The sequence below is a fragment of the Lentzea sp. DG1S-22 genome (genome assembly GCF_036321065.1).
Taxonomy (GTDB): Bacteria; Actinomycetota; Actinomycetes; order Mycobacteriales; family Pseudonocardiaceae; genus Lentzea; species Lentzea jiangxiensis.
Genome location: NZ_CP143276.1, coordinates 4,753,421 through 4,769,639 on the forward strand (window position 1 = coordinate 4,753,421; position 16,219 = coordinate 4,769,639).

Annotated in this window: 12 protein-coding genes; 6 read left to right on the top strand and 6 right to left on the bottom strand. The window is 71.1% G+C overall.

Annotated elements, in window-relative coordinates; genetic code table 11:
* Window positions 1–15: 15 nt before the first annotated feature.
* A complete protein-coding gene (locus tag V1227_RS21675; protein ID WP_329787412.1) occupies window positions 16–2,298 on the bottom strand; it encodes a LuxR C-terminal-related transcriptional regulator in 2,283 nt (760 codons plus the stop codon).
* Window positions 2,299–2,382: 84 nt separating this feature from the next.
* Between V1227_RS21675 and V1227_RS21680 the strand changes: the two genes are divergently transcribed.
* Window positions 2,383–3,435, top strand: coding sequence for a cytochrome P450 family protein (locus V1227_RS21680; RefSeq protein WP_329787413.1), 1,053 nt, complete (start codon window positions 2,383–2,385; stop codon window positions 3,433–3,435).
* Here V1227_RS21680 and V1227_RS21685 read toward each other — a convergent pair.
* Genes V1227_RS21685 through folP form a run of 3 tightly spaced genes read right to left on the bottom strand, consistent with a single transcriptional unit; the run spans window position 3,392 to window position 5,502 of the window.
* Window positions 3,392–3,676 carry a hypothetical protein gene (locus V1227_RS21685; RefSeq protein ID WP_236216279.1) on the bottom strand — a complete coding sequence of 95 codons (285 nt, stop codon included), beginning with the start codon at window positions 3,674–3,676 and terminating at the stop codon, window positions 3,392–3,394. The two genes, V1227_RS21680 and V1227_RS21685, sit on opposite strands and share 44 nt — an antisense overlap.
* A gap of 48 nt (window positions 3,677–3,724) precedes the next feature.
* Complete coding sequence (locus V1227_RS21690; RefSeq protein ID WP_329787414.1) at window positions 3,725–4,663, bottom strand: hypothetical protein; 939 nt, start codon at window positions 4,661–4,663, stop codon at window positions 3,725–3,727.
* Between the two features lie 14 nt (window positions 4,664–4,677).
* On the bottom strand, window positions 4,678–5,502 hold the full coding sequence (gene folP, locus V1227_RS21695; RefSeq protein ID WP_329787415.1) for a dihydropteroate synthase: 825 nt from the start codon (window positions 5,500–5,502) through the stop codon (window positions 4,678–4,680).
* Window positions 5,503–5,564: 62 nt separating this feature from the next.
* Here folP and V1227_RS21700 point away from each other — a divergent pair, with 62 nt between their 5' ends.
* From V1227_RS21700 to V1227_RS21715, 4 genes are all read left to right on the top strand, one after another.
* Complete coding sequence (locus tag V1227_RS21700) at window positions 5,565–6,611, top strand: DUF2786 domain-containing protein (RefSeq protein ID WP_329787416.1); 1,047 nt, start codon at window positions 5,565–5,567, stop codon at window positions 6,609–6,611.
* 94 nt (window positions 6,612–6,705) lie between these two features.
* A complete protein-coding gene (locus V1227_RS21705; RefSeq protein ID WP_329787417.1) occupies window positions 6,706–7,188 on the top strand; it encodes a hypothetical protein in 483 nt (160 codons plus the stop codon).
* Between the two features lie 63 nt (window positions 7,189–7,251).
* Entirely contained in the window at window positions 7,252–7,524 is a 273-nt protein-coding gene (locus V1227_RS21710) for a GlsB/YeaQ/YmgE family stress response membrane protein (RefSeq protein WP_329787418.1), read from the top strand.
* A 720-nt stretch (window positions 7,525–8,244) separates the two neighbouring features.
* Complete coding sequence (locus tag V1227_RS21715) at window positions 8,245–10,446, top strand: esterase-like activity of phytase family protein (protein ID WP_329787419.1); 2,202 nt, start codon at window positions 8,245–8,247, stop codon at window positions 10,444–10,446.
* On the opposite strand, the gene V1227_RS21720 is transcribed toward V1227_RS21715, so the two are convergent.
* Both V1227_RS21720 and V1227_RS21725 read right to left on the bottom strand, forming a co-directional pair.
* Window positions 10,447–11,295, bottom strand: a complete 849-nt coding sequence (locus tag V1227_RS21720; protein ID WP_329787420.1) for an SWIM zinc finger family protein — start codon at window positions 11,293–11,295, stop codon at window positions 10,447–10,449.
* Window positions 11,288–14,263 carry a DEAD/DEAH box helicase gene (locus tag V1227_RS21725; protein WP_329787421.1) on the bottom strand — a complete coding sequence of 992 codons (2,976 nt, stop codon included), beginning with the start codon at window positions 14,261–14,263 and terminating at the stop codon, window positions 11,288–11,290. The genes V1227_RS21720 and V1227_RS21725 overlap by 8 nt, the downstream gene beginning before the upstream one ends.
* A gap of 51 nt (window positions 14,264–14,314) precedes the next feature.
* Between V1227_RS21725 and V1227_RS21730 the strand changes: the two genes are divergently transcribed.
* Complete coding sequence (locus tag V1227_RS21730) at window positions 14,315–15,760, top strand: aromatic amino acid ammonia-lyase (RefSeq protein WP_329787422.1); 1,446 nt, start codon at window positions 14,315–14,317, stop codon at window positions 15,758–15,760.
* The last annotated feature ends 459 nt before the right edge of the window (window positions 15,761–16,219 follow it).

A 16,219-nucleotide genomic window follows, 5' to 3' on the forward strand; every position in this document is an offset into this window, starting at 1 on the left:
GGCCTGTGCTCCGCGTTAGCCCCTGTCCGCGAGGTCGTCGGCAAAAAGCGACACCAGCTCTCCGCGCGTCGCGATCCCGAGCTTCGCGTAAGCGTGGGACAGGTGGTTGTCGACGGTTCGCACCGAGATCACCAGCGACTCGGCGATCTCCCGGTTCGTCAGCCCCCGCGCCGCCATCGCCGCCACCTCCCGCTCCCGCTGCGTGAGCGGCACCAGGGACATCCGCGCCAACGCAGGCGTCCGCGCCCCCTCGCACGCCCCGATCAGCCGCCCGAACAACACACGATCACCCGACTCGGCAGCGGCCTCCGCGGCGTGCAGCATGAACCCTGCTTCCTCGAACCGCAGAGCCACCTCGGCCAGCCCAGCAGGATCGTTGCGCACCAACGCCTCCGCGTGCGCCGCGAACACCGGCACCAGCAGACCGGTGGTGGTGGAAGCGAGTTCCCGCAACCGTTCGACGGCTTCAGCCGCATGCCCCAACCGAACCGCATCCTGCAGATGCAACGCCTCGGCAGCGAACTCCCCGTACGAACGCGCTTCGGCCGCCGCATCGAACGGCGAAGCACCTCCAGCCCAGATCCGCGCCGTCCACAGCCCGTGCCGATAAGGCCGCATCCCCGACGGCGCCAACTTCTCCGCCTCGGCCAGCAGGGAGCGGGCGTCGTTGCCGAGCAACGCCTCCACGTGGGCGAGCGTGCACAGCCGCACGAAAGGCTGCACAGGCCGCGCCTCCTGCAACAACCGTCGCGCCTCCAGCAGTCGCCCGCCGGCACACGCCAGCGCAGCGCACGAGACGGCCCAGCTGGACCGCATGGAGTCCCACTCGGCCTTCTCCCGATGCGCCCGCACGGCAAGACGTTCCGCACGCAGCAGATCGCCGTGCAAGGAGTGCACGAACACCTCGGAGAACGTGTTCATCTCCGCACCCAGCCCCACTTCGCTGACCGGCGGGATGACGGGGAACGGGCCGGTGTACCGGCCCTGCACCACGTCGATCATCGCGAGAACCGCCGCCTCGCCCGGATCGGAAGCCGACAGCAGGGCGCGGGCCTCGTCGTACCTGCCCGCGTGGAACAGCATCACGGCCCGCCCCGCCGGCATCACGATCATGTCGGCGGCTTCCTCGCTGCGCCCCAGGCCCCACCCGAGGTTCATCCCGCGCATGGTCCGGACCTCGACCGGGTCGTCGTCGGTCGCGACCATCGCGAACACTTCCTCTGCCTCCTCCGCACGGTCCGTGAACACCAGTACGTAGGCCAACAGCCGTGCAGCTTCTACACCACCACCGACGGACCATGCGGCGCGTGCAAGTCGCTCTGCCAGAACAACCCCACCTGTCGCGCTGGCGAGCTTCGCGGCTTTCAAGAGCAGGTCGGGGTCGTCGGCCGTCCCGCTGTCCAGACGCAACACGGCCACCCGCAACGGGTCGTCGAGCACAGAAGCCAGGTAGCGCTGATGATTGCGCTTGCGCAGAGGAGGACATTGCGCGCGCAACACCTCGCCGTACAACGGATGTGCGAGACGCAGCCCCTCGTCCGTCACGGTGACGAGGCCGTCCAACGACTCGGAAGCGGCCAAGTCCAGAGGCTCACCGAGAGCCAGCAGCTCCAGCACACGGCGGTCCTCGTCCGGCACGGCGGCGAGGTGTGCCTCGATCAGCTCCACCAGCCGGGCGGACAACGGCAGCGGACCGTCCAACGACCACACACCGCCGTGCGACGTCCACGCGGCCGCGAAGTGCATCTCCCGCAGCAACAACATGTTCCCCATGCAGGCCGTCCAGAGCCGATCGGCCGTCACGCTGTCCAGCACGCCGCCGAGCACCGTCTCCAGCACCTCGACCACCGCGGGACGCCCGAGCGGCTCCAGCTCGATGCGCGGCAGCAGTTCGTCCTTCCACAACGCCACCACGGGTTCCGGCGCCCGTTCCCCCGAACGCAGCGTCGCCACCACGACAGCTTCACGGTGCTGCACGAGCTGATGCAGCAAACCAGCAGACGCGTCATCGAGCAGATGGACGTCATCGACCACCACGACGCGACCGCGCAACGCTGTCCGTGCGGCGGTCAACATCGCCAACGGCGAGGGATCGACTGACGGCAAGAAGGGCGCCATCACGCCGAGGGGGATCTCCGACATGGCCGCTGTCGCACGCAACCGGACGTCACACGCGATTTCGTCCAGCAACCGCGTCTTGCCCACGCCGGCGGGACCCGCCACGATCAGCCCGGCCCCGCGCACCGCGCGCCGGACCGCGGCGAGCTCGGCGTCCCTCCCCACGAACGGCCACCCCATGCGGCCAGGCTAGGTGATGCGCGCCGGCAAGATGGGTGATCGCCTACTCATGTCCCCGACCTGCGGCGACGCCAGGATGGCGGCATGAGCTTCTTCGTGGATCCGACGCCGTACTTCGACAAGTGGCGCGAGCAGGGACCGGCGCTGATCGAGACCCCGGACGGCCAGAAGACGTGGATGATCAGCCGCTACGACGACGTCGTGCAGGCGCTCAGACACCCCGGCCTCAGCAGCGCGTTCGTCCCTGGCGGCATGCTGAACCACACCGACCCGCCGGAACACACGCGCCTGCGCAAACCCATCGCGCGCGCGTTCGCCACACGGCGTGTGGAGGTGCTACGACCGCGAATCGAGCAGATCGCCAACGAGCTGCTCGACACGTGGGAGGGCGCGGAGGAGGTGGACGTCATCGAGACGTTCGCCTACCCGCTGCCGATCGCCGTCATCTGCGAGCTCCTGGGAGTGCCCGCAGATGACAGGGACGAGATCCGCCGGCTCTCCGGCGAGCTGCTCGCACCGCAGACGATGGCCGACGCGTTCGTCCGATTCGCCGGATACGTGCAGCAACTCTTGAACACGAAGGAGCCTGGCGACGACGTCATCACGGAACTCCGGGACGAACCGAACCTCGTCCCGAACCTCGTGCTGCTGATCACAGCGGGACACGAGACCACCGTGCAGCTCATCGGCAACGGTCTGCTGGCGCTGCTGCGCGATCCCGCGATGAAGCAGAGGGTGATCGACGATCCGATCGCGCTGCCGGAGGTCGTCGAGGAGCTCCTGCGCTACGACGGCCCGTTCGCCACGGGCATCGTGCGCGTCGCCACCACCGACGTAGTCGTCGGAGGGGTCACGATTCCGAAGTCCTCGCAGGTCACCGTCTCACTTGGGGCGGCGAACCGGGATCCGTCCCGGTACCCGGATCCGGACGTGTTGCAGCTGGGCAGAGATCCCCACGTCACGTTCGGGCACGGGATCCACCACTGCGTCGGGGCGCGGCTGGCTCGAGTCGAGGGTGAGATCGCTTTCGGGACGCTCCTCCGGCGTTTCCCGGAACTCGCGCTCGCCGCTGAGCCCGAGTGGCGGGAGTCTTTCATCCGAGGCTTGGCGTCATTTCGCGTGCGACCGAAGCCCTGACGGCAGCACGGGCCGCCGACAGGTCGTCGACGGCGTAAATCTCCGGACAGGAGGCGATCACGAGGTCCTTGTCCGACGCGACTGTCAGCAGAGAGACTTTCTCGCTCAACGACTTCGCTTGCCGGACCACCCCCTTGGCATCGACGCGGATCAACGTGACCCACGTCTCTGACCAGGGAAAGTCCGCGACGGCGCTGGATTTGCGCAGGCCTTCCACATCGAACTCGGCAAATCTGGGCATGACACCAAGATAACGAGTCGAGGAAGCGGAAAGGCAAAGATCACCCTTTCACCGCAATGCAGCCAGCAGATGGGACAGGTTGACACCCGCGGCGTCCGCCAACCGGCGCACGACTTCCGGAGCGGGTGCCAACGGGTGCGTCTCGCGGGTGAAGGGCAGGCCTTCACCGCCTGAGAACTTCGATTGCGGCGTGACGGGGGCCAGGATCGGGTAGACGCGCCAGCGCGGCACCTTCGAGTCCGCCATCGCGAGCGTGTTCTCCTGCCACAGCATCACGGCGGACTGCTTCGCGTTGCGCGCGAGGACGCAGCCGTGGCCCGTGAGCGTGATTGCGCGCGCAGCAGCCCGCACGGGGTTGCGGAACTCGCCCTCGACGACCCACACGCCGTTCATGAACTCCGCCGTGAAGCCTTCGGTCTCCAGCGCGGCGATCGTTTCGGCGTGCTGGTCGTCCGCCACGGCGGTGGCCAGTTCGACGACCTCCTGGACCTCCGAGGCGGTCACCACGCGCGCACCGGCCTCCGTGGAGGCGTGCAGGAGCCGTTCGACGTGGCGGTCCTCCGCGTAGGCCGCCCACTCCTGCGCCTTCTCCCACGCCGACTGTGCGATGACGTCGGCCTCGGAACCACCACGCAGCCGTGCGTCCTGCAGCAGCTGTGCGAGCGCCACGGCGATGACAGAGCTCAACAGGGCGTCATCGCGCGGCTCGTCGTCGTCGGGCACGAGAGAGGCAACCAGGTCGCGCAGCTCCCCGCGCCAGCTCTCGTCGCCCGCCCACACGCCGATGGCGAGCAGGTTCAGGTAACGGTCCGTGAGGGCCATCCGCACGAGCAACGGCTGGCCCGCCGCTTCCCGCGCGTCGCGGCGCGCGGTCGCCTTCACCTGCTGCCGTTCCGCGGGATCCACCACGCTCACGCGGATCTTGTCGAGTTCGTCGAGGAAGTCGTCCCACCGGTCGTCCGAAAACCGGGCGAAGACGTCGTCCACCTGATACCTCCAGCTCACAGTCGAGCGACGGACTCGAGTACTCGTCTGGTGCGCGCCACCTCGTGCGCGCGGAAGACCGCGGCGCCCGCCAACGCCGCGATCGCGGTCGCGACGAGGGTGCCCTCGACGCGCTCGTGCAGTTCCACGCCGAGGCTCTCCCCGACGAAGTCCTTGTTGGACAACGCCATCAGCACCGGCCATCCGGTCGCCACCAACGCGTCCGTGTGCCGCACCAGCGCGAGGCTGTGCCATGTGTTCTTGCCGAAGTCGTGTGTGGGGTCGATCAGCACGCTCTTGCGGGGCACGCCGAGTGCGACCACCTTCTCCGCGCGCGCGGTCGTCTCCGCGATGACGTCCTGCACGAGGTTCGGGTAGCTCACCCTATGCGGACGTGTGCGGGGCACGGCACCACCTGTGTGCGAACAGACGTAGCCGGCGCCGTACTCCGCGGCGACCTCGGCCAGGCCGGGGTCCGCGCCCGCCCACGTGTCGTTGAGCAGGTCGGCACCGGCCTCGCAGACGAGCCGGCCGACGTCCGCGCGCCACGTGTCGCTGCTGATGACGAGGTCCGGGTACGCCTCACGCACGCGCGCGATGAACGGCACGACGCGGCGCACTTCCTCGCTGGAGTCGACCAGGTCGCCCGGTCCCGCCTTCACGCCGCCGATGTCGACGATGTCCGCGCCCTCGTCGACGACGCGGTGCACGGCCTCCATCGCCACGTCCTCGGCGTAGGTGGCGCCCTTGTCGTAGAACGAGTCCGGGGTGCGGTTGATGATCGCCATCACCAGCGCGTGCTCGCGGACGACCGTCCGGCCGCGGAACTGGAGCTCGATCACATCCCGTGTCTACCAGGTGGTCCCCGACCTGTGCACATGGCGGACGTCTCATACTGCCTGGCGTGGAACTGGTGAAAGCGGTCGACGCGCTCTGGAAGCGCGGCTGGCTGCCGTACGACGTCCGCGAGATCGTGGCGCGGTCACTCGACGAGTCGGCCACCTCTCTCGTGGTGGACGTGATCGCTTTGTCCTGTTCGCCGCATCCTCCGGCGACTGTGCACCCGCGGTGGCAGCGTCAGCTGGAGGAGATCGGAGCCTCCGTGTGGTGGGAGGGTCCGCTGCTGGAGGCGTGGGCGACGCGCCACATCGAGACCCGGTCGTACGCCGAACGCACAGCTGCTGAGCTGCTGAAGTTCCTCGGCCGGTTGCCCTCGTTGCCGCAGATCCTGCCGTTGCCGGGCGACGTGCTGATGTCCGCCGTGCGCGCGGGCCTCGACCCGAAGGTCCTCAACCGGGTGCGCGGACTCCTCGCGAAGGCCGAGTCGACGGCGTTCCCCGAGGAGGCGGAGGCGCTGTCGGCCAAGGCGCAGGAGCTGATGAACCGGCACGCCCTGGAACGCGCGATGCTCGACGCCGACCTGCCGGCCCAGGCGACGTCGCGGCGGATGTGGCTGGACAAGAGCTACTTCAAGGAGAAGTCCCAGCTGGTGCACGTGGTGGCGGAGGCGTTCCGGTCGCGGGCGGTCGCCTACGACGGGTTCGGGTTCGTCGCGCTCGTGGGTGACGAGGTGGACCTGGAGAGCGTGGAGCTGCTGTCGACGTCCCTGCTCGTGCAGGCGACACGGGCGATGGTTGCCGCGGGCGGCAAGGCGGGGAAGGGCAGCGAGGCGCGTTCGCGGCCGTTCCGCAAGTCGTTCCTGGTGGCCTACGCGTCCCGGATCGGCGAGCGGCTGGCGGCGGTGCCGTCGGCGGACGTGGTCGAGGACGAGCGGCTGCTGCCGGTGCTCGCGGACCGCAAGCAGGCCGTGGACACGTTGTTCGACGAGATGTTCACCCGCACCCGCACCTCGCGCGTGACGGTGCGTTCGGCCGCCGGGTGGGGCGCGGGGCGTGCCGCCGCGGACGTCGCCGACATCGGCACGGGCCGGAGTTCGGTGACGTCCGGTTGACCCCCACCCCTTCGAGTGAACTCCCGACCGCACAGAGGCCTCCGGGGCCGCTCACCCCGGAAAACCGTCAGACCCCCTCCCTAACGTCGACCCCATGACATCCACCTTCCACAACGAGATCAAGCTCGGCGAGGTCCACTACCGGCTGAGCGCGACGACGGACCCCGACGAGTCCCTGGTGCTGGAGCTGCTGGGGTCGCTCGACTCCGGCGAGGTGGTCGCCGACGGCCGGCTGCGCCTGCCGGTCGAGGGCGGCGCCACGATCGGCAAGCTCCTCTCGCGCGTCCTGGGCGCCCACACGCGCCTGCGCAGCCGCCAGCCCCGCCACGCGAACGCCAACCAGCCCTGGACCGAAGCCCTCGACACCGAACTGCGCACCGCCTGGCTCACCGCCGCCGAGGAGTCGTCGCCGAAGCTGATCAGGTCCCTGGCCGACGGGATGCAGCGCTCCCCCACGGCGATCCGGGCCCGCCTGGCCCGCGTGGGCTGCGATCCGGACGTGCCCGGCCGCGAACTCTCCGCCACAGCCGCGGCACTGCTCGGGGGAAACCCGGGGGCGGGTCAGGGGAAGACCTGATTCGCCACACCCCGTCCCGGCGGACTCTTGAGTGACAGGCACCGGAGTCGCAGGGGGTACGCAGTGGAAATCAGCGGTTTGTTCACGGCGCTGGTCTTCGGAGCGGCCATCGGCGGTCTGGGCCGCCTCGTGGTCCCCGGAAGGCAGCACATCTCGTTGTTCGCGACCGTCCTCGTGGGCATCGTCGCCGCGCTGCTGGGCACAGCGGCCGCCACCGTCCTCGGCGTGGCGGACACGCCGCGCATCGACTGGATCGAGCTGGCCCTCCAGGTGGGCCTCGCCGGCGCCGGCGTGACCGCCCTGGCCAACCGCACCAGGCCCAAGATCCACCACTGACCCTCGAGCCGGGCGCGGGCGACTCCCCACCGCCCGCCCCACCCACCCGTCCACCACCAGGCCGCAGACCCGAGCCGCCCAGCCTCCGCCCGCGACCACCGCGCCCGGACCGCAGAGCACCCAACGGGTCCACGGCCCCGACCGCACCCGCTGACCGCCCCGGCCGCCCGCATCCGCACACCGCGCCGTCCACATGCGCGCTCCCGATGCGCCCGGTCCGCCAGGCCTCCGCCGCATTCGTGGCCAGCGAACCCACACCGGGTCCACCTGCTTCACCAGACCACTGGCATCGGCCGCCCATGTCCGCAAACCAAACATCCACGTGCATACGACATGCCCAGCCCACCGGGTCGCCCACCGCCACCCTCACAGCCACTGGCCCCCCACCGGGCCACCTGCATCACCAAGCCACCGTGTCAGCCGCCCACGCCCACGAACCACGCCACCCGCGTGCACACCACGACGTGCCCGGCCCGCCACACCCGTCGCCACCACCGCAGCCGCGAACTGCCGAACACCCGCCACCCAGTCCCCGCCGGCGTGCCCGTTGTCGCGAAAACTCAACAGTGGAAGCAAACCCGCTCCCAAGCCCGAACCAGACCGCCCCAGGCCGAACCACCCCCGTCGGCACCCGATCCACCCCGGACGATCAGCGAGCGTTCACCTCGACGCCCACTCGGTCAGCCACACTGCGCGCCTCCGAGCTGATGGGGAGGACCAGTGGTCCGGTTGTGCGCAGGCCTCGCGGCCTTCGTGGTGCTGTTGTCGGCCGCACCCGCCTCGGCGTCCGCGCCGCAGCGGTTCCAGCGCTTCGACACGATGCCGGTGTTCCGCAACAGCTCGGCGGCCGAGCACACGGCCGCCGAGATCGCCGCCGCCACCGCGGACGGCGGGCTGGTCGTCTACACCGACTCGCCCGCACGGCGGATCGGCTTCGCCAAGACGGCCAAGGCGGACAAGGCGGGCAAGGCGCTCACGCCGGACGGTGTGCTGCCGATGCCGGGCGAGCCGACGTCGGTCGACGTCGTCGGCGGGCTCGCGCTCGTCGCGGTCAACAACTCGAAGTCGCACGCCGAGCCGTCCGGTGTGCTGGTGGTGGTCGACCTCGGCCGGCGCGCGGTCGTGGCCACGCACGACCTGGGCGGGCAGCCGGACTCGATCGACATCTCGAAGGACGGCCGGTACGCGGCCATCGCCATCGAGAACGAGCGCGACGAGGACGTGGCCGAAGGCGAGATCCCGCAGGCGCCGGCGGGGTTCCTGACCATCGTCGACCTCGTCGGGCGCGGCCCTGCCGCGTGGCAGCTGCGCAGGGTGGAGCTGACCGGCCTCGCGCAGGTCGCGCCCACCGACCCGGAGCCGGAGTACGTCAGCATCAACGGGCGCGACCAGGCGGCCGTCACGCTGCAGGAGAACAACCACATCGCGGTCGTGGACCTGCGGTCCGGCCGGGTCGTGAAGCACTTCTCGGCGGGCGTGGCGACGGTCGCGGGTGTGGACACCGAGGACGACGGCCGGATCTCGCCGACCGGGACCATCACGGCCGCTCGTGAGCCGGACGCGGTCGCGTGGCTGGACGACCGCACGCTGGCCACCGCCGACGAGGGCGACTACCGGGGTGGCTCGCGCACGTGGACGATCTTCGACGCCGCCTCCGGCGAGGTCGTGCGGTCCTCGGGCAACGAGCTCGACCAGATCGCGATCGAGCAGGGCCAGTACCCGGACGGCCGGTCGGACAACAAGGGCGTCGAGCCGGAGGGCTTGGCCGTCGCCACGTTCGGCCGTGACAGGTACGCGTTCGTCGGTCTGGAACGCGCCAACCTCGTCGCGGTGTACGACGTGAACGACCCGCGCAAGCCGCGTTTCCTGCAGGCGCTGCCGACCGGTGCCGGGCCGGAGGGCCTGCTGCCGATCCCGGCCACCGGCACGCTCGTGGTGTCGGCGGAGGAGGACTCGGCGCAGGACGGCCTCCGCTCGTCGCTCAGCGGGTACCGGCTCACCCGCAAGCCGCTCGCGGTGTCGCTGGCGCGCAACCAGGGCACGCCGTCGATCGTGTCGGACGGCATCGGTTTCGGGGCGCTGTCGGGGCTTTCCGGCATCCCCGGCAACCACCGCGACGTCGTGTCCGTGACGGACGCGGTCTACACCCCGACCCGGATCCTGACCGTCGACACCCTGGCGGCTCCGGCGCGGGTCCGCGCGGAGCTGACGCTGACCAAGGCCGGCGAGCCCGTGGGGTACGACGGCGAGGGCATCGCCGCGCGCCGGGGCGGCGGGTACTGGATCGCGGCGGAGGGCGACGGCAAGCAGAAGCCGAACCTGCTCGTGGAAGTCGCGGCGAACGGCGCCGTCGTCCGGGAGGTCGCGTTGCCCGAGTCCGTCGCGAAGACGGCGACCGGCAACGGGTTCGAAGGCGTGACCGTGCTCGGCGGCGGCCGGTCCGAGCAGGTGTGGCTGGCCGTGCAGCGCGAGTGGAAGGCCGACACCGCGGGCCGGGCCACGCTGGCCCGGTACACCCCGGCGACCGGCGAGTGGGCGTTCGTCGCCTACCCGCTCGACGCCGCCCGGCCGGGCACCTGGATCGGGCTGTCCGAGATCACCGCGGTGGACGACCGCACGGTGCTGGTCCTCGAACGCGACAACCAGCGCGGTGACGCGGCCGAGGTCAAGAAGGTCTACCGCGTCGACCTCGGCGGCGTGACGCCGGTGCCGGCCGGCGTCGTGAAGCCGTTGGTCGGAAAGGAGCTCGCCAAGGACCTGTTGCCCGAGCTCCGGGCGGACGGCGCCACCGCGCACGACAAGCCGGAGGGCCTCGCCGTGATCGGCGACGGCCGCTTCAAGCGGCTCGTGGGCGTGGTGGACAACGACGGCCTGGACGACGCTCCCGGCGAGTCGGTGTTCCTGCGGCTCGGCCGGCTCTGATCAGGAGCCGGCACCCTCGGGGCCGCGGTCCGGCGGCAGCGACAGGTACGCGGGGCGCAGCAGCGAGACGAGGTCCGACCGCCCGATGGTGATCGGCACGGCGTCGAGCTGGTCCAGCACCGCGTCCGCGCGCACGACCGCCGTCGGATCGCCGAGGGTCAGGCTCGTCGCCGTCTGCTTCTGCCAGAACGTGTCCAGGCACTTCGTCAGTGGCGGCGCCTCCTCGCGTGCCGCCACCGCACGGGTGGTGCCGCGCAGGGTGCGCAGGCGTTCGAGCAGGTCTTCGCGGCTGCGTCCACGCCAGGCGAGGATCTCGAACGGGTCGTTGTCGAACGACTCGGCGAGCAGGTAGCAGGTGGCGGCGAGGTGCTTGCAGGGCACCTCCCAGTCCGGGCAGGTGCAGTCCATCGTCAGCTCGCGCTGCGTGGCGGGGAACAGCTGCAGGCCGAGCGAGGCGAACAGCGTCTCGATGTCGCTCGGCATCTCGCCGGCCAGCAGCTTGGCGGCGTAGAGGGCTTTGCCGGCCAGCGCGTGCTCGATGCGCTGCCACTCCGGGGTGGTGAAGGCCTTGATGGCGATGCGGGTCTTGTACGGCGTGGGGCGCGATCCCTGCACCAGCGCGATGACCATGCTGGTGGACAACGACAGCGAGAGCACCTGGCCCTGGCGGGCGTAGTTGCGGCCGCGGGTCAGGCGGCCGCCCATGCCGAACGACTCGAGCACCTCGATGAAGCGGCGCGACCACCAGGTGGCGCCGATGTCACCGCGCTTGCTCCTGGCCTTGATGCCGTTGTCCACCTTGATGGTCTTGCCGTAGCGGTGCCGTTCGCCGGACCAGTGCTCACTCACCGACGGCCTCCCCGGACAACGTCAGCAGGTCGCGCAGCTGCGCGGTGGACAGGTCGGTGAGCCAGTTCTCGCCGGCGCCGACCACCAGCTGGGCGAGCGCGCGCTTCTCCTCGATCATGGTGTCGATGCGCTCCTCCAGCGTGCCGATGCAGACGAACTTGCGCACCTGCACGTTGCGGCGCTGACCGATGCGGAACGCGCGGTCCGTCGCCTGGTCCTCCACGGCGGGGTTCCACCAGCGGTCGAGGTGGATCACGTGGTTGGCCGCGGTGAGGTTGAGGCCGGTGCCGCCCGCCTTGAGCGACAACAGGAACAGCGACGGGCCCTTGCTGTCCTGGAACCGCTCGACCATGCGGTCGCGGGTGGCCTTGTTCGTGCCGCCGTGCAGGAACATCACCTCGGTGTCGAAACGGGCGGCCAGGTAGGGCACGAGCATGCTGCCGAACTCGGTGAACTGCGTGAAGCACAACGCCTTGTCGCCCTCGGCGAGCACTTCCTCCAGCACCTCCTCGAGGCGCGCGAGCTTGCCGGAGCGGCCGGCGACGCGGGACCCGTCGCCGAGGAAGTGGGCGGGGTGGTTGCAGACCTGCTTGAGCTTCGACATGGTCGCGAGCACCAGGCCCTTGCGGCCGATGCCCTCGGCCTCCTCGATCTTCTCCAGCATGTCGTTGACGACGGCCTGGTAGAGCGAGGCCTGCTCGGTGGTGAGGTTGCACAGCTGGCGCATCTCGACCTTGTCGGGCAGGTCGCTGATGATGCGCGGGTCGGTCTTGACGCGGCGCAGCACGAACGGGTTCGTGATCTTGCGCAGGCGGGCGGCGGCGTCCTGGTCGTTGTGGCGCTCCACCGGCACGGCGAAGCGGGCGCGGAACGTGTTGACCGTGCCGAGCACGCCGGGGTTGGCGAAGTCCATGATCGACCACAGCTCGGCCAGGCGGTTCTCGACGGGCGTGCCCGTGAGCGCGACCCGGTGGCGTGCCTTGAGCTGCCGGACGGCCTGCGACTGGCGGGTGGCGCTGTTCTTGATGTTCTGCGCCTCGTCGAGCACCACTCGGTCGAAGGTCAGGTCGCTCAACGCCTCCGCGTCGCGGGCCGCCAGCGCGTAGGTGGTGAGGATCAGGTCGTTGCTCTCGACGGCCTCGCGCAGGGCGTCGCCGCCGAGGCGGCCGGCGCCGTGGTGCACGTGCACGGAGAGCTCCGGGGTGAACCGGGCCGCCTCGCGCTGCCAGTTGCCGACGACCGACATCGGGCAGATCAGCAACGTGGGCGGCCGCTTGCCTTGCGCGCGGTTGAGCGCTTCCAGTGCGAGCAGCTGCACGGTCTTGCCGAGGCCCATGTCGTCGGCGAGGCACGCGCCCAGGCCGATCTTGTCGAGGAACGCGAGCCACGCCAGGCCCCGCTGCTGGTACGGGCGCAGGCGCGCGCCGAAGCTCTCCGGCGGTTCGACGGGTTCGAGCTGTTCGTCGACCTTGCCGGACAGCAGGTCGCCGAGCCAGCCGTCGGCTTCGACGGAGGTGAGCGGGAGCGGCAGGCTCTCGTCCTCCTCGGTCAGTCCGCTGTGGAGCACGACCTCGGCCGCCGTCATCTGGCCGCCACCGCGCTTGAGGAACGCGAGCCCCGCGGCGAGCCGCTTCTGGTCGACCTGCACCCACTGGCCGCGGACCTTCACGAGCGGGACCTTGGCCTTCGCGAGTTCGGCCAGTTCGGCGTCCGTGAGCGTGTCCTCGCCGAGAGCGAGCTCCCACCTGTAGTCCACAATGGACTTCAAGCCGATCTCGCTCTCCTTGGCGACGGTGCCCGCCGTGCCGCGGCTCCTGGTGGTGAGCTTCAGGCCGAGCCTCGTCGTCTGCTGCCACCACGACGGCAGCAGCACGCCGAACCCGGCCTGCGCCAGCACGGGCGCTGCCTGCAGGAACCGGTAGGCGCCCTCCGCGCCGACCTCCATCTCGGCGGGGTGCGAGCCGCGCAAAGCCTCGTCTAGGTCCGGGTGCAGCTTGCTGGCGCGTCCGAGGTCGGCCAGCAGGTGCTCCTGCGGCGCCGGGATCCAGCGCCGCAGCACGCCGTCGTCCGCGAACCACACCTGGTGCGCGGGCACGAGCACGCTCGGTTCGTCGACGGCCTGCAGCAGGAACTCGACGGCCCACTCGTCCTCTTCGCGCTGCTCGGGCGAACGCAGCCGGAAGCACGTGCGCACGGGACTCTCGTTACCCGCGCTGTCCTGCCACCGGTCGAGCTGTTCGCGCAGTTCGTAGAGCTCCACCGGGTCGGAGTCGAACGCCGGCTCGCCGGTGAGCGCGGTGAGCCACGACTCCGCGGTCGTCGCTCGGCCACGTCGGCGCGGCGCGATGTCGAGCCCGTTCAGCCGGGCCCTGACCTGCTCGTCGACCGCTGTCGTGAGCGCGGCGCGCACGAGTTCCGCGGGGTCGCTGACGATCTCCTCGCACCGGCACGCGGGCGGCATCGCGGCCTGGAGTGCCGCGAACCGCGCCGAGTCCGTGCCCGACAGCAGCGGCACCCACCGCGCGACCGCCCGGTCCGGTGCGACCGAGGGCAGCACGCGTCCGCGGTCGACCAGGTCGGCGGCGAACCCCGCCACGTCGAACACGAACCGGGCGGAGTCGCTGAGCCGCACCTCGGCGCCGAGTTCCGGGGCGCCTTCGAGGCGGATCGTGGGGACACCCCACTGCCGCAGCTGCACCTTGCCCCGCGGCGCCCGTCCCGCCGTCAGCGGGTCGCGCACCAGCTCCGGCGACGCCATCGGCCCCGACGAGTACGACGGCAGCAGCAACGCGCGAGTGGTCGTTGTGGGCGGTTCCCGCCCGAGGGCGCCGGCCAGCACCTCGGCCGTGGCAGCGAACGGGTGCGGCGCGTCCCGCCGCGTGCTCTCGCTGCGTGCGGGCAACCCGGAATCCTCGGCCCACAGCGCGAGTGCGCCGTCGGTCGTGCACAGGCCATGCAGTACGAGCACCTGTGAACCCTATGTGCTCACATTGGCGCCACGGTCGAAGACTCCCCTGTCGTGCTGGACGGTCAGTCCCTCAGCGCCGACGACGTGGTGCGCGTCGCGCGGTACCACTCCCCGGTGGCGCTGCACGCTGACGGCCTCGCACGGCTCGAAGCGTCGTGGCGCGCGAGCCGGCGCCTGGTGGTGCGACGACAGGTCTACGGCCGCACGACCGGCGTGGGCGCGAACCGCGACCAGATCGTCAGCACGGAGGGCTGGGCCGAACACGGCCTGCGCCTGCTGCGCAGCCACGCGGGCGGTCTGGGCGGCATGCTCCCCGAGGAACAGGTGCGCGCCATGATGGTCGTGCGCCTGAACCAGCTCCTCGCAGGCGGCGCCGGCGTCCGCCCGGCCGTCGCCGACTCGCTGCTCGCCGCGTTGAACAGCAGCTGCTACCCCGGCGTGCACGAGTACGGCGCCATCGGCACGGGCGACCTCACCGCGCTCGCCGAAACCGGCCTGACCCTGCTCGGCGAGCGCTACTGGCTCGGCTCGACCCAGACCCCCGACCCGATCGAGCTCGACTCGGGCGACGCGCTCGCCCTGATCAGCAGCAACGCGCTCACCATCGGCATGGCGGGCCTCGCCTGGAAGGACGCGCACCAGCTGCTGAAGGCCACGAACGTGGTCGCCGCACTCTCGTTCCTGGCCGTCGACGGCGCCGTCGAGGCCTACGACGAACGCGTCCACCAGGGTCGTCCGCACCCCGGCCAGGTGGCGGTCGCCGCCGAGATGCGCCGCTTGATCGGCGACCCACCGCGTCCCGCGGCCCGCATCCAGGACCCGTTCGGCTACCGCTGCTTCCCGCAGATCCACGGACCGGCCGTGGACGCCGCCACCGACCTGGCCGAGGTGCTCGACGTCGAGTTCAACGCCGCCGCCGAGAACCCGCTGATCGTCGCCGACCACTTCGGTCCGTCCGACGACGCCGCCTACCACCACGGCGCCTTCCACAGCGCGTACCTCGGCCAGGCACTCGACCGCCTGCGGCTGTCGATGCTGCACACCGGCCACCTGTCGACCGCCCGCCTGGCCACCCTGGTCGAACCGGACTTCACGGGCCTGCGCCCGTTCCTGGCAGAGGGCGTGCGCGGCAGCTCGGGCGTGATGATCCTCGAGTACAGCGCGAACTCCGCGCTCGCCGAGGTCCGCACCCTCGCCGAGCCCGCGAGCATCGGCAACGCCGTCGTGTCGCGCGGGCAGGAGGAGAACTCGAGCTTCGCCTTCCAGTCCGCTTCGCAGGCGCTGCGGTCTTTGAGCGCGTTCCGGCTGGTGCTGGCCTGCGAGGTGGTGGCCGCCGTCCGCGCGCTGCGGATGCGGGGGATCACGCCGGACACGCCGTCGTTGCGGGCGGCTTTCGAGGCCGCGGAGTCGAAGCTGAACCCGGACATGGCGGACCGGCAACTGAGCCCGGACGTGGAGGTGGCGGCGGGGCTGCTCGACGACTTCGCGGCGTGCTGACGGGTCCGTGGCCAGGCGGGTGAACGGCCGGCGGTTCGGGGCAGGAGCGGAGGCAGGGCGGGGGACGGAACCGCTGGGCGGCGGGTGCGAGCGGTGGGTTGGTGGGGCTTGGCCGCCGACCTCGAAGAGGTGAGGCCGGGCGGCGCGGCAGCAAGGCGGTGTGCGCGGGGGGGGCGACGCGGTGTGCGCCGGGGGGGCGACGCGATGTGCGCGGGCGGAGACGCGATGTGCGCGGGAGCGGGTCGGCACGTGGGCGGGCCTGGGTTCTTTGACTGCGCCGGGCCGCACCACGTCTCCGGGCCAGCCAGCGCCACTCGAACACCGTCTTCTGTGCCCGACCACACCAACCCACCCGACCGCCCACCGCACCGCCCCGCCGCCTCACTGCACGGCGCCCGCCGCGCCGCGCCGCCCCACGCCTCCCACTGCACCGCGCCGCCGCGCCGCCGCACCGCCGCA

Bases quoted from the DNA above. Each gene is read 5' to 3' on its own strand.
- V1227_RS21675 (WP_329787412.1), bottom strand. From the start codon at position 2,298: ATGGGGTGGCCGTTCGTGGGGAGGGACGCCGAGCTCGCCGCGGTCCGG.
- V1227_RS21680 (WP_329787413.1), top strand. From the start codon at position 2,383: ATGAGCTTCTTCGTGGATCCGACGCCGTACTTCGACAAGTGGCGCGAG.
- V1227_RS21685 (WP_236216279.1), bottom strand. From the start codon at position 3,676: ATGCCCAGATTTGCCGAGTTCGATGTGGAAGGCCTGCGCAAATCCAGC.
- V1227_RS21705 (WP_329787417.1), top strand. From the start codon at position 6,706: ATGACATCCACCTTCCACAACGAGATCAAGCTCGGCGAGGTCCACTAC.